We start from the raw sequence: 14,097 nt of genomic DNA on the forward strand, positions 1-14,097 counted from the left end.
GGGTGATGAAAACTCAGAAGACAGGGGGGCGCTTGGCCAGGAAGGCGGTGATGCCCTCGCGATGCTCGGCGCTGTCGGCATAGTCGTAGGCCTGGTCGACCAGGGCCTGCAGCGCGGCCTCGGCCTGCGCAGGCGCGGCCGGGACCGGCTCCAGCGCGCGCAGGGTGCGCTTGTTCAGGCGCGCGGCCTGGGGCGCCAAGGCGGCGATGCGCCGGGCGCTGGCCAGGGCCTGGGCAGCGGCCTCGGCATCGGGCACGACGCGGTTCAGGAAGCCGCGCGCCTTCATCTCGGGCGCGTCGAGCACGGCGGCCTCGAGCAGCAGCTCGCGCGCCGTCGCCTGGCCCGCGGCGCGCGCCACCAGCTGGGCCTCGCGCGGCGCCATGGGAAAGCCCAGCCGCGCGATAGGCGCGCCGAAGCGGGCCGAGGCGGCCGCGATGCGGATGTCGCAGCAGCTGGCCAGTTCCAGGCCGGCGCCCATGCAGTGGCCCTCGATCCGGGCCACGATGGGCAGCTCGCAGCGCAGCAGGGCCTCCAGGCCGCCCCAGACCTCGCTCTCGTGGAAGTCGCGCAGGCCGGCCGGGTCGAAGCGGAACGCCGGGTATTCGGCGATGTCGCCGCCGGCGCAGAAATGACCGCCCTCCCCGCCCAGGATCACGCAGCGCAGGCCGGGGCGTGCGGGCAGGTCCTCGAACAGGGCGCGCAGCTCGCGCCACATGGCGCGCGACATGGCGTTGAACTTGGCCGGATGCGACAGGCTCACGAGGGCGATCGCGCCCTGCACCTCACAGTCGACCCGTCCCATGCCGCGCGGCGTTCCCATGCGTCGCCCGCCTTAGTCGAGCTTGGCGCCGGAGGCCTTGACCACCTGCGCCCAGCGGCGGATCTCGGCCTTGATGAAGGCGTCGAACTGCGCACCGGTGAGGTTGGGGAATTCCGCGCCCTGGCCGGCCCAGACCGCCTTGGCCTCGTCGGTGCTGCAGGCCTTGCGGATTTCCTCGATGGCACGGGCCTGGGCCTCGGCCGGCGTGCCCTTGGGCGCCCAGACACCGTACCAGGTGCTCACCGTGTAGTCCGGCAGGCCCAGCTCGGCCGCGCAGGGCACGTCGGGGAAGGCCGGGCTGCGCTTGGTGCCCGAGACCATCAGGGCCTTGATGCGGCCGCCCTTGATGTGATTGGCCGAGGAGCCCAGGCCGTCGAACATCATGTCCACGTTGCCCGCGATCAGGTCCTGCAGGGCCGGGCCGGCCCCGCGGTAGGGGATATGGGTGATGAAGCTCTGGGTCTGCAGCTTGAACAGCTCGCCGGCCAGGTGGTGCGAGGTGCCGCCGCCGGCCGAGCCGTAGTTGAGCCTGCCGGGGTTCTTGCGCACATAGGCCATGAACTCCTGGAAGTTGGCGGCCGAGACCTTCTTCGGGTTGACCACCAGCACCTGGGGCACGCTGGCCACCTGGATCAGCGGCACCAGGTCGCGCTCGAGGTCGTAGTCCAGGCGCGGGTACATGCTGGGCGCGATGGTGTGGTGCACCGCGCCCATGAACAGGGTGTAGCCGTCGGGCTGGGCCTTGGCCGCCAGGCTGGCGCCCAGGGTGCCGCCGGCGCCGCCGCGGTTGTCGACGATGAGCTGCTTGCCGGTCAGGCGCGCGAACTGGGCCGACATGGGCCGCGCGAAGGCGTCGGTGCCGCCACCGGCCGGGAAGGGCACGATCAATGTCACCGGCTTGGCCGGCCAGCCCGACTGGGCGTGGCCCGGCAGCGCATAAGCAGCCACGCTGGCCACAGCGGCGCGCAACACATCACGCCTTTGAAGGCTATGGTTCATTTTTGTCTCCTGTCGTCGTTGAATCAAAAAAGCGATCTCTTAAAGGTACAAGGCTTCGATGCCGCCCGACACCGGAATCTTGCCCTGCACCAGCATCGCGCGATGCTTGTCCAGGCGTTTGAGGTCATACAAGTAGTTCACCATCAGGGCATAGGCCTGCTTCAAGCCTTTGGGCGAAGGGTCGCCGGCCCAGTTGAGCCGCTCTACCCTTGCACCGTTCCCAAGGTGAAAGCGGGCCACCGGGTCCGTGGGTTTGCCGTCTGTCAACTCCCGGCCCAGGTAGCAGGCGGCCGCGTGCAGCAAAAAGCGGCGTAGCGGAGAGGATTCGGACAAATCCAGCGGCTTGTCGATAGCCGACAACACATGGGTGGCGGCAGGTGGCGCAAAGCCCACGGCAGAACCCAGCTCGGCAAGGTGCTTGTCGTCCAGCCCTTCCAACACGGCCGCCATGTTCTTGCCCAGCCACGCGCGAAAACCGGGGATCGGTGACAGGGTGGCAAAGGTCTTGAGCTGGGGAAACTCGGCCTTGAGCGTCTCGACCACGCGCTTGATCAGCGAATCGCCAAAGCTCACGCCGCGCAGGCCCGTCTGGGTGTTGCTGATGGAGTAGAAGATCGCCGTGGTGGCGCGGTTCAGGTCCGCGGCTGCGGCGGATTCGTCCAGCAGCGGTGTGATGCTGTCGGCCATGTCGTCCACCAGCGCCACTTCCACGAAAATCAAGGGCTCATCGGGCAGGCGCGGATGAAAAAAACCGTAGCAGCGGCGGTCGGAGTCGAGCCGGTTCTTCACGTCGGCCCAGCTCTTGATGTCGTGCACGGCCTCGTACTTGATCAGCTTTTCCACCAGCGACGCGGGTGAATCCCAGCTGATGCGGCGCAGATCAAGAAAGCCCACGTCAAACCAGGTGGAGAACATGTATTCCATCTCCACATCCAGCGCCAGCAAGCGCTTGTCGGCCTTGAGATAGGGCTGCATTTCGGCGCGCAGGTTCACCAGGAACTGGATGCCCCCGGGGTAGACGCTGAAGCGCTGGAGCAGCCTTCGGCGCGGCGACACCGTGGCGCGGCGGAAGTGCACCTCGGCCACAGCCTCATCGGGCGTGCCCAGGGCTGCGGCGAACTGGGCCTGAGCGATCTTGGCCTTTTGCGCGTCGGCCACGAACATCTCGCTCATCAGCAGCCAGCAGTCGCGGCGGCGCTCCGGCGTGGCCCCGGCATACCAAGCCGCCACCGCCTTGGCGCGCCGCCCCCCCTCGACCTCGCTGACATTGGGGTCGATGATGGCCTGCAACTCGGTCAGCGTGCGGCGCAGCACGCGCGGTGACAAGGCCTCCTCCTTGTGGCGCAGCGTGGCCCCCAGACGTTCGCGCGTGGAGCGCGCCTGCGGCGCCGCGGCAGGCTGGCCAGCACGGCCGTCGGGCGCCGCCTCGCCGCCCGCGGCTTTGCGGCTTGCGCCGGAGGACGCCTTGCCGGCGCCCGATGCGCCGCCCGGCAACAATCTGGAGACGCTGCGACTGATCCATTCCGAGGTGTTCATGGCCCTGCCCTTCTCTGCGGTTTACTGAGATGTCATGCCGCCAGCACGCGGCTCTTGCTGCTGCGTGCGAGCTCGCGCAGCGCTTCGCGCTGGCGCGTGAGGTGGTTGCGCATGGCCTGCTCGGCGGCCTCGGCGTCGCGCGCCTTAAGCGCCTCGAACACCGCCAGGTGCTCGGCCAGCGATTGCTCGAGCCGCCCCGGCGCATGCAGCTGCTGCAGGCGCGCGAGCTTGAGGATCTTGCGCAGGTCGGCGATCACCTGGGCCAGCCAGCGGTTGTCGGCCAGCGTGATGATGGCCTCGTGGATCGCGTAGTTGGCCTCGTAGTAGTCGTTGATGCGCCGCGCCCTGGCATGCCGCGTCAGGCGCTCGTGCAGGGTCTCCAGCGCCTGGATGTCGGTGTCGCTGGCGTTACGCGTGGCCTCGTAGGCGCAACGCCCTTCGAGCAGGGCGATGACGGGGAAGATCTCGTCCAGGTCCTGCTCGGTGACCTGGTTCACGAAGCAGCCGCGGCGCGGCTCGTGGCGCACCAGGCCCTCGGCCGTCAGCACCTTGAGCGCCTCGCGCAGCGGCGTGCGCGAGATGGCCAAGCGCTCGCACAGCGCCGCCTCGTCGACGAAGCTGCCGGGCAGCAGCTCGCCGCCGAAGATCAGCTCGCGCAGCTTGGCGGCGACTTCGTCGTGGAGCGAGTTGTGGACCGGGCGCATGGCAGGGACAAAGGCAGGAGTGTGGGATTCAGGCGCTGTAATATTCAATAATTACGCGTAATTATGAATCGATGAGAACGACAGCGCAAGCCCTGCTCTCATCCAGACAAACCCCAGGTCGGCTGCTGCCACAGCGCAGCCACCGGCGCCAGGGCAGCCGGTTCAAAGCCGCGCGACAGCCTCGCGCAGACGCGCCAGCAGCTGCGGCACAAGGCTGAGCCGCGCGCCCTCCTCCTCGAGCACGCATTCGAAGGCGCGCTTCTTGAGGGCGCGGAGATCGAATTCCCCGCGCCGGTTCGCCGGCACCGTGCTGGCCAGGATGTCGAACAGCCGGTCCACCGCGTGGAGCCGACCCCAGAGGTAGTCGTTCTCGCGGATAGCGCGGCTCAGAAAGCCGCCGAAGCCCGCGAACGTGCCGCCGATCAGCACGTCCCTGCTGTCCTCGAACCTGAGTGTCGCCGCATCCTCGGGGCTGATGCGGTCGATCAGGATCTCCTCGATCGGGCCGGCGTCCAGCGACAGCGCGCTCGCCGTCGGGCGCAGGATGATGTCCCAGTAGAAGTAGCCGAGGTAGCCGGTCAGTACCGCGACGCGGCAGCGCTCCCCCAGGTTCATCAGCAGGGGGGAGGCGATCACGGCGTCCGCGTTGTCCATCATGCGCTCCATGTCGCACTCTTGGCCGAGCCGCTCCACCAGCTTCGACAGGTCCGCGATGTCCTGCGGGCCCAGCCCCTGGTCTTCGCCGGCCTGCGGCGGCCCAGGCAGCAGCCGTCCGACGAACAGGCGCCGGCAGGCTGCCTGGGCCTGGCGGCTCAGGCAGCCGATGTCGTCGTAGACCGAGAGATCGTCTATGCATTTCTGCACCTTGATCTTCAGCAGGTCGAGCGCCTGCGGATCGGGCACGCCGCCGTCCTGCGCCAGGTTCTGGTAGAGGTCGTTGATCTCGTGCAACACGAAGTGCAGCCGCCGCTTCTTGTAGATCACGCCGAAGTTGCCGACGATCTTCGTGAAGATCGGCCGGTCGGCATATTCGTAAAGGCCTGCGGGGATCACATAGCTGGAGGCCAGGATGCCCTCGTGCACGGCCCATGCCTCGATGATCTCCTGCACCTGGCGCGCCTCGCGCGAGTCGGCCGCGTAGCGGCAGGCGCCGGCAACGAGCTGGACGATGAAATCCAGGCCTTCGAGAACCAGCGAGCGCTGCCAGGCATCGAAGACGATGGGCGTGCCGGACATCACCTTGGTGGCTTCCAGCCGCCAGTGCCGCAGGTCGTCGGCCGTGAAGCTGCCCCTGAGCCGGCCCTCGGTCAGCTGCTCGACCATCCTCTCGACATGGGGCCGGGCGTGCAGGATGGTGGCCTTCAGGCGCCGGGCCTGGCGGTTGTAGTGGCTGATCACGGCCAGCTCGTTGTAGACGGGCTCCTGGCGCGGCAGGTCCGACAACGCGCCGCGCAGCGTGGCGAAAAAGCCCGGCACGCCCCGCCCCGCCGTCGCGGAGTCGCGCCTCGGGCGGGGGTCGACGAAGACCAGGCGGCGATCGACCTCCCGGTAGGCGCCATGGGTGCGTATGGCCTCCACGCAGGCCGTGATCGGCTTGTTGTCGAGCACGCTGCCGTCGACCAGCACCGCCTCCTCGGGGTTCTCGCCGAGCTCGTGGTAGCGCTTGAAATTGCGCTCCAGGAAATACGTGCGCGCAGGCCAGGGCCGGTGGCGCTCGGCCAGGATGTCGTCGATCTCGCGGACCTGGGCCGGCGGGAAGGCCCCCGGGTAGGACGCCGTGGCCCGGCAGGCAAAGGCCAGCGAAGGCAGGTTGTCGACGTCGAAGTCGCTCTTCAGATGGCCGGTTCGCAGATGGTCGAGACCGAAATGAAGAATGTGGCGATGCTCTCTTTCATGCGCCACCGGCGGGTCGTGGATGAAGATGGGCCGGTCCAGCCCCCTGAAGTCGGTCACCGTGATCAGCAGATCCAGCCTCGTGCCCGTGGGCAGCAGCGACTCCGACGCCGCCCCCGACTTGCCCATCGCCGCCAGGCCATCGAGCATCAGCGCCGTCAGGCGGCGCCCGTCCAGCGGCGGCTTGAACCAGCGCGAGCGCAGGAACACCGACACCCGCTCCTTCATCTCGGCGTCGGCCGGGCCCGGCAGCAGGCCCTCGCGGTCCAGCCGCTTGAGCAGGGGCTGGACCAGGGGCCAGAAATACCACTTGCTCCACAGCCTCGCCCTGGCCTCGGGCGCCAGCAGATTGAGCATGTCGGCCTCCTGAAGCCACATGTCGGTGATCGGCATCAGGCTCAGGTCGTGAGCCAGCGCCGTGGCCAGGGCCACGCCGTTGATGCCACCGGCGGAGGCGCCCGCGATCACGTCGACGATCACCCGCAGGTCGATGTCCCGCCCCAGGGTCTCCAGAAACTCGAGGTAGACCTCGCCGGTCGAGCGCTCGGGTTCGTCCGGATAGTGATCATGAAACCTGGACGACCTGACCTCGCCCTCCAGCGACTTGTCGCGGTGGCTGATCTTCGACGCACGGACCAGGTTCAGGATCTCGCGGTTGATGCCATGCTGGTAGATCGCCAGCGACACGCCGCCGAAAAAGACCACAGCCAGCCGGAGCTCTTTTTCCTTCATTGTGCTGCGCTCGCTTTCCTCTCCTGGCACGCGGCGGCGGGCGTCAAAGCCGCGCGACGGCCTCCTTGACCTGCGCCATCAATTCCGGCACGAACTTGAGCCGCCCGGCCTCCTCCTCGAGCACGCATTCGAACGCGCGCTTCTTGAGGGCGCGGAAATCGAGATCGCGAAGCATCTTGGCGGGCACCGTGCTGGCCAGGATGTCGAACAGCCGATCCACCGCATGGAGCCGGCCCCAGAGGTAGTCGTTCTCGCGGATCGAGCGGCTCAGAAAACCCCCAAAGCCCGCGAACGTGCCGCCGATCAGCACCTCTTTCTTGTCGTAGAGCGCGATCGTGGTCGCGTCTTCCGGACTGATGCGGTCGATCAGGATCTCCTCGATCGGCCCGGCGTCCAGCGACAGGGCGCTCGCGGTCGGCCGCAGGATGGTGTCCCAGTAGATGTAGCCCAGATAGCCGGTCAGGATGGCGATGCGGCAGCGCTCGGCCAGGCCCTGGAGCAGAGGGGATGCCAGCACCGCATCGGCGTTGTCCATGGACCGCTCCATGTCGCATTCCTCGCCGAGCCGGTCGACCAGCTTGGATATCTGGTCGATGTCTTCTTGCCCCAGGAGATCGAGATCGCCATAGACGATGTTGGGCTTTTCGTCGGCAAACCTGCCGAGGAACAGCTGCCGGCACATGGCGACCGCCTGGCGGCTCAGGAAATTGATGCCGTCATAGACCGACAGCTCGTCGATGCATTTCTGCACCTTGATTTTCAGCAGATCGAGCGACTCGGGGTCGGCCACACGGGAGCCATCCTCCGACACTTGCGGGTAGAGGTCGTTGATTTCGTGCAGGACGAAATTCAGGCGCCGCTTCTTGTAGACCACCGCGAAGTCCCCGATGATTTTTCCAGAGGGGGGCAGCTCCGCATACTCGTGCAGGCCCTGGGGCCAGGAATAGGAAGCGGAGATGATGCCCCGGTTTCTAGCCCATTCCTCGATGGTTTCCTGGACCCGGCGCGCTTCGCGCGAATCTGCGCTGTACTGGCAGGCGCTGACGACGATCTGGACAATGAAATCCAGGCCTTCGTGAACGATGGAGCGCATCCAGGAATCGAACACGATGGCCGTGCCGGACAACAGCTTGAGCGCCGAGAGCCGCCAGTACCGCAGGTCGTCGGCCGTGAAGCTGCCCTTGAGCCGGCCCTCGGTCAACTGCTCGATCATCTTGGCGACATGGGAGCGGGAGTCGAGGATGGACGCCCTCAGGCGCCGCGCCTGCCGGTTGTGGCGGCTGATCACGGCCAGTTCGTTGTAGACGGGGTCGTGGCGCGGCAGGTCCGACAGCGCCCCGCGCAGCGTGGCGAAAAAGCCCGGCACGCCCCGACCAGCCATCACGGTGTCGCGTTTCGGACGGGGGTCGATGTAGACGAGGCGGCGATCGACCTCGCGGTAGGCGCCATGGGTGCGTATGGCCTCCACGCAGGCCGTGATCGGCTTGTTGTCGAGCACGCTGCCGTCGACCAGCACCGCCTCCTCGGGGTTCTCGCCGAGCTCGTGGTAGCGCTTGAAATTGCGCTCCAGGAAATACGTGCGCGCAGGCCAGGGCCGGTGGCGCTCGGCCAGGATGTCGTCGATCTCGCGGACCTGGGCCGGCGGGAAGGCCCCCGGGTAGGACGCCGTGGCCCGGCAGGCAAAGGCCAGCGAAGGCAGGTTGTCGACGTCGAAGTCGCTCTTCAGATGGCCGGTTCGCAGATGGTCGAGACCGAAATGAAGAATGTGGCGATGCTCTCTTTCATGCGCCACCGGCGGGTCGTGGATGAAGATGGGCCGGTCCAGCCCCCTGAAGTCGGTCACCGTGATCAGCAGATCCAGCCTCGTGCCCGTGGGCAGCAGCGACTCCGACGCCGCCCCCGACTTGCCCATCGCCGCCAGGCCATCGAGCATCAGCGCCGTCAGGCGGCGCCCGTCCAGCGGCGGCTTGAACCAGCGCGAGCGCAGGAACACCGACACCCGCTCCTTCATCTCGGCGTCGGCCGGGCCCGGCAGCAGGCCCTCGCGGTCCAGCCGCTTGAGCAGGGGCTGGACCAGGGGCCAGAAATACCACTTGCTCCACAGCCTCGCCCTGGCCTCGGGCGCCAGCAGATTGAGCATGTCGGCCTCCTGAAGCCACATGTCGGTGATCGGCATCAGGCTCAGGTCGTGGGCCAGCGCCGTGGCCAGGGCCACGCCGTTGATGCCGCCCGCGGAGGCGCCCGCGATCACGTCGACAATGACCCGCAGGTCGATGTCCTGGCCCAGGGACTCCAGAAACTCGAGGTAGACGTTGCCGGTCGAGCTTTCCGGCTCGTCCGGATAGTGATCATGAATGCCCGGGCTGGATGGCCCCCCGCCTTCAAGCGACTTATCGCGGTGGCAGACCTTGGACGCTCGGACCAGGTTGAGAATTTCGCGGTTGATCCCGTGCTGGTAAATCGCGAGCGACACGCCGCCAAAGAAGACGACCGCCAACCTGAGCTCTTTCTCTTTCATCGCTGCGCTCGCTTTCCGCCCGCACCATCCACGGGCCGCGACATCGACTGAACCCCGTTTCAGTCTGCTCCGCTGCAAGCGAAAAAGCAACCGCCGGCGCGAACCGGCCGCCCCTGCCTTCGCGCCGGCTCAGGCGCGCGCCGCCGCCGGCGGCGCCTGCCGCCCGGCCCACCACCACAGGCCGGCCCCGCCCAGGATCATGGGCAGGCACAGCCACTGGCCCATGCTCATGCCCAGCGCCAGCAGGCCCAGGTGGGCGTCGGGTTCGCGGAAGAACTCGGCGATGAAGCGGAACACGCCGTAGCCGAACAGGAAGGCCGCCGCCACCTGGCCGCTACGGCGCGGGCGGCGCGCGTACAGCCACAGCAGCACGAACAGCAGCAGGCCCTCCATCAGGAACTGGTAGACCTGGGACGGATGGCGCGGCAGATCGCCCGCGCCGCGGAACAGCATGGCCCAGGGCAGCGCGGGATCGGCCACCCGGCCCCACAGCTCGCCGTTGATGAAGTTGCCGACCCGGCCGGCGGCCAGGCCCGTGGGCACGCAGGGCGCGACGAAGTCCATGACCTGCCAGAAGGGCTTGCGGCGCGAGTGGGCGAACCAGACCATGGCCGCGACCACGCCCAGCATGCCGCCGTGGAAGCTCATGCCGCCCTGCCAGACCGCGAACACCTCGAGCGGGTGCGCCAGGTAATAGGCCGGCTTGTAGAACAGGCAGTAGCCTATGCGCCCGCCCAGCACCACGCCCATGACGCCGAGGAACAGGATGTCCTCCACGTCCTTGCGGCCCCAGGCGGCGGGACCGGCCAGCGAGGCGTAGGGCTCGTGCCGCAGGCGCCTCAGCCCCAGCAGCAGGAACAGCCCGAAGGCGGCCAGGTAGGTCAGGCCATACCAGTGGATGGCCAGGGGGCCCAGCTGCAGGGCGACGGGATCGATCTGGGGGTGAATCAGCATGGGCTGCGATTGTGCACGCAAGCCATGCGCATCAGCTGCGCTCTATGCGCACGTACTCGAAGTCCTGCGGCTGGTTGTTGGTGCCCACGCGTGGCGGCGCGATCCAGCTCGCGTACTTGCCGGGCTCGACGCAGGGCTTCATCAGCGAGGCGATGTAGGCGTGGTCCTCGTCGCTGCACAGCCACTCGCTGCGGCGCGCCTGCCAGGCCTCGGCCGACAGCAGCTCGCCCTCGGGGCTCACATGGGACTTGGCGAACTCGCCGATGCGGCGGTTGAAGCCCTTGTGCGGCTGGCTGAAGCTGAAGGCGATGCCGGCCTTCTCCACGGCCTTGTTCCAGCGGTCGATGCCGCCCTGGCAGTCCGCGATGTAGTCGTCGAGCAGGCGGCTGTTGATGGCGCGCAGGGCCGGCACCTGCTCGGTGACGAAGCGCCCATCGACCACGCGCAGCACCGGGGCTGCTGCTCGACCGAGGCCGGCTCGGTGTCGGCCTGCACCACGATCAGGCGGCGCAGCAGGGCGCGGTACTCACCCGGCACCTCCTGCCAGGCCGGCTGGCCCTTGTGGCGGCCGCAGGGGATGGTGCGCCCCTCTTCCCTGGGCGCGAGCAGGATGCCCCAGCGGTAGTCGGGCATGCGGACATGGCCGAACTTGGCCCAGCCGCTGGGGTCCACGCCGACCGCGGTGCGCAGGTAGACCTCGGCACCCTGGAAGCCCTCGGGGCCCATGTCCTTCCACCAGTCCAGGTAGTTGGGCTGCCAGGCCTCGAGCGCGCGCTGCAGCTGCTTGTCGGAGGACAGGTCGACATTGTTGGGAATGGCGTCGTCGTAGCGGACCTGGACAAAGGCATCGCTGCGGATCGCTTCGCTGTGTTCTGCGCTCATGGTGTGCTCCTGCGGATCGTTTCTGTGAGGGGAACCGGCTGAGTGCGCAACATAATTCAAGCATCACATCCGGTTGATGCATTTTTATGCATACGAACGACCGAGCTTTTGACCTGGCGCAAACAAGGCGCAGCACAGCCCCCGGCCTCAGGCGCCCGTCGCCTCGCCGCCGCGCACGAACCTCAGGAAGCCGTCCAGCACGCTGCTGGACGAGGAGGCCAGCCAGACCAGGCTGGTCTCGCAGCCCGGCACGCCGGCCGGCGGCTCGGGACGCACCTGGCGGTAGACCACGCCCGGGCGCTGGAACTGGGTCACGCTCTCGGGCACCCAGGCGATGCCCAGCCCGGCCGACACCAGGTTGACGATGGTCTGCATCTGGATCGCCTCCTGCGCCACCTGCGGGGTCTGGCCGGCGGCGTGGTAGAGGCCGAAGATCGCGTCGTAAAGAGAGGGCACGATGCGGCGCGGAAAGATCACCAGCGGCTCGGCCAGCACGGCGCGCAAGGCCGGCGCGCGCTGCGCGGCCAGCGCATGCTGCTCGGGCAGGGCCAGCACCAGCGGCTCGGCATCGATCGCCAGGTGCGCCAGGCCCGGCGGCACGAAGCCCGGCGAGTGCAGCATCAGCCCGGCGTCGATCTCGCCGCGCTCGAGCAATTGCAGCTGCACGTCGCCGGTGGCCTCGATCAGCTCCAGCTGCACACGCGGAAACTGCTCGCGGAAGGCCCGCACCCAGCGCGGCAGCAGGTCGAAGCCGACGGTGGACACGAAGGCCAGGCGCAGCCGCCCCAGTTCGCCCGCGGCGGCGGCGCGCGCATGGGCCGGCAGGGCCTGCGCGCGCGCCAAAAGCTCGCGCACCTCGGGCAGCAGCGCGGCACCGGCCGGCGTGAGCTGCACGCTGCGCTTGGTGCGCTCGAGCAGGCGCAGCCCCAGCAGCCTCTCCAGGCCCGCGATGGCCTGGGTCAGCGGCGGCTGGGTCATGTGCAGCCGCCGGGCGGCGCGACCGAAGTGCAGCTCCTCGGCCACCGTCAGGAACTGGCGCCAGAGGCGCAATTCGACCAGGGCATCACTCATATGCGTCACATATTAATTGATACTTAAAAATATATTTGAACACCGAATCTGCAGGACGCATACTCTCGCCTGCGAACCTTCGTGCCCAGAGCGGCACGGCCCACCTCCACTTTCCAGAGGCCCACCATGGCAGACAGCAAAGTCGTTCCCATCCAACCCATCAACCGCCGCAGCCAGAACATCACCCAGGGCAAGTCGCGTGCGCCCAACCGCTCCATGTACTACGCCATGGGCTACGAGGAAAGCGACTTCGTCAAGCCCATGGTCGGCGTGGCCAACGGCCACAGCACCATCACGCCCTGCAACTCGGGCCTGCAGAAGCTGGCCGACGCGGCGATCGCCGGCATCGAGGAGGCCGGCGGCAACGCCCAGGTGTTCGGCACGCCCACCATCTCGGACGGCATGGCCATGGGCACCGAGGGCATGAAGTACAGCCTGGTCAGCCGCGAAGTGATCTCCGACTGCGTCGAGACCTGCGTGCAGGGCCAGTGGATGGACGGCGTGGTCGTGATCGGCGGCTGCGACAAGAACATGCCCGGCGGCCTGATGGGCATGCTGCGCGCCAACGTGCCGGCCATCTACGTCTACGGCGGCACCATCCTGCCCGGCCATTACCAGGGCAAGGACCTGAACATCGTCAGCGTGTTCGAGGCCGTGGGCGAGAACGCCGCCGGCAAGCTTAGCGACGTGGACCTCAAGGAGATCGAGAAGCGCGCCATCCCCGGCACCGGCTCCTGCGGCGGCATGTACACGGCCAACACCATGTCCAGCGCCTTCGAGGCCCTGGGCATCTCGCTGCCCTACTCCTCCACCATGGCCAACCCGCACGACGAGAAGGTGAACTCGGCCAAGGAGTCGGCCAAGGTGCTGATCGAGGCCATCAAGAAGGACATCAAGCCGCGCGACATCGTGACCAAGAAGGCGATCGAGAACGCCGTGGCCGTGATCATGGCCACCGGCGGCTCGACCAATGCCGTGCTGCACTTCCTGGCCATCGCCCACGCGGCCGGCGTGGAGTGGACCATCGACGACTTCGAGCGCATCCGCAAGAAGACCCCGGTGATCTGCGACCTCAAGCCGAGCGGCCAGTACCTGGCGGTGGACCTGCACAAGGCCGGCGGCATTCCGCAGGTCATGAAGCTGCTGCTCAACGCCGGCCTGCTGCACGGCGACTGCCTGACCATCACCGGCCAGACCATCGCCGAGGTGCTCAAGGACGTGCCGGACCAGCCAAGGGCCGACCAGGACGTGATCCGCCCGATCAGCGACCCCATGTACGCCCAGGGCCACCTGGCCATCCTCAAGGGCAACCTCTCGCCCGAAGGCGCGGTGGCCAAGATCACCGGCCTGAAGAACCCGGTCATCACCGGCCCGGCGCGCGTGTTCGACGACGAGCAGTCCGCCCTGCAGGCCATCCTGGACGGCAAGATCAAGGCCGGCGACGTGATGGTGCTGCGCTACCTGGGCCCCAAGGGCGGTCCGGGCATGCCCGAGATGCTGGCGCCCACGGGCGCGCTGATCGGCGCCGGCCTGGGCGAGTCCGTGGGCCTGATCACCGATGGGCGCTTCTCCGGCGGCACCTGGGGCATGGTGGTGGGCCACGTGGCGCCCGAGGCCGCCGTGGGCGGCACCATCGCCTTCGTGCAGGAGGGTGACTCCATCACCATCGACGCGCACCAGCTCAAGCTGGAGCTGAACGTGGCCGAGGCCGAGATCGCCCGCCGCCGCGAAGGCTGGACCGCGCCGGCGCCGCGCTACACGCGCGGCGTGCAGGCCAAGTTCGCCTTCAATGCGGCCAGCGCCAGCAAGGGCGCGGTGCTCGACAACTTCTGACCCGGGGCGCGCCCGGCGCTGCCAAGCCCGGCCCGCCAGGGCCGGGCTTTTTTGCGGTGCGCCCGGCAGGGCGCACCCACTCGGAGGTGAAAGTCCTCTACTCGCCCGGCAAGGGGAAGAGTTAGCCGAAGGCAAGGGTTTCGCGGGCGACTGCG

The 14,097-nt window shown here is 68.0% G+C and carries 9 protein-coding genes and 1 pseudogene; 1 reads left to right on the plus strand and 9 read right to left on the minus strand.

Translation table 11 applies throughout. From position 1 onward, the window contains the following. Window positions 1-13: 13 nt before the first annotated feature. The 9 genes and pseudogenes from FFS10_RS18870 to FFS10_RS18910 form a co-directional block, all read right to left on the minus strand. On the minus strand, window positions 14-820 hold the full coding sequence (locus tag FFS10_RS18870; RefSeq protein ID WP_249931352.1) for an enoyl-CoA hydratase/isomerase family protein: 807 nt from the start codon (window positions 818-820) through the stop codon (window positions 14-16). 12 nt (window positions 821-832) lie between these two features. Beyond that, window positions 833-1,819, minus strand: a complete 987-nt coding sequence (locus tag FFS10_RS18875) for a Bug family tripartite tricarboxylate transporter substrate binding protein (protein WP_137896041.1) — start codon at window positions 1,817-1,819, stop codon at window positions 833-835. Between the two features lie 39 nt (window positions 1,820-1,858). Then, window positions 1,859-3,355 carry a malonyl-CoA decarboxylase domain-containing protein gene (locus FFS10_RS18880; protein ID WP_137896043.1) on the minus strand — a complete coding sequence of 499 codons (1,497 nt, stop codon included), beginning with the start codon at window positions 3,353-3,355 and terminating at the stop codon, window positions 1,859-1,861. Between the two features lie 32 nt (window positions 3,356-3,387). Beyond that, window positions 3,388-4,059, minus strand: a complete 672-nt coding sequence (locus FFS10_RS18885) for a GntR family transcriptional regulator (RefSeq protein ID WP_137896046.1) — start codon at window positions 4,057-4,059, stop codon at window positions 3,388-3,390. A gap of 162 nt (window positions 4,060-4,221) precedes the next feature. After that, complete coding sequence (locus FFS10_RS18890) at window positions 4,222-6,684, minus strand: patatin-like protein (protein WP_137896048.1); 2,463 nt, start codon at window positions 6,682-6,684, stop codon at window positions 4,222-4,224. 43 nt (window positions 6,685-6,727) lie between these two features. Further along, window positions 6,728-9,202, minus strand: coding sequence for a patatin-like protein (locus FFS10_RS18895; RefSeq protein WP_137896050.1), 2,475 nt, complete (start codon window positions 9,200-9,202; stop codon window positions 6,728-6,730). Between the two features lie 129 nt (window positions 9,203-9,331). Beyond that, window positions 9,332-10,156, minus strand: a complete 825-nt coding sequence (gene lgt, locus FFS10_RS18900; protein ID WP_137896052.1) for a prolipoprotein diacylglyceryl transferase — start codon at window positions 10,154-10,156, stop codon at window positions 9,332-9,334. Window positions 10,157-10,187: 31 nt separating this feature from the next. Beyond that, window positions 10,188-11,038, minus strand: a pseudogene (locus tag FFS10_RS18905) (hypothetical protein). Between the two features lie 147 nt (window positions 11,039-11,185). Beyond that, entirely contained in the window at window positions 11,186-12,109 is a 924-nt protein-coding gene (locus tag FFS10_RS18910) for a LysR family transcriptional regulator (RefSeq protein ID WP_137896054.1), read from the minus strand. A gap of 126 nt (window positions 12,110-12,235) precedes the next feature. Between FFS10_RS18910 and ilvD the strand changes: the two genes are divergently transcribed. Then, window positions 12,236-13,942: a dihydroxy-acid dehydratase gene (gene ilvD, locus FFS10_RS18915; protein ID WP_137896056.1), complete on the plus strand. Its 1,707-nt coding sequence runs from the start codon at window positions 12,236-12,238 to the stop codon at window positions 13,940-13,942. Window positions 13,943-14,097 lie beyond the last annotated feature (155 nt).

It is taken from the genome of Ramlibacter sp. 2FC (assembly GCF_005503345.1).
GTDB lineage: Bacteria > Pseudomonadota > Gammaproteobacteria > Burkholderiales > Burkholderiaceae_C > SCMQ01.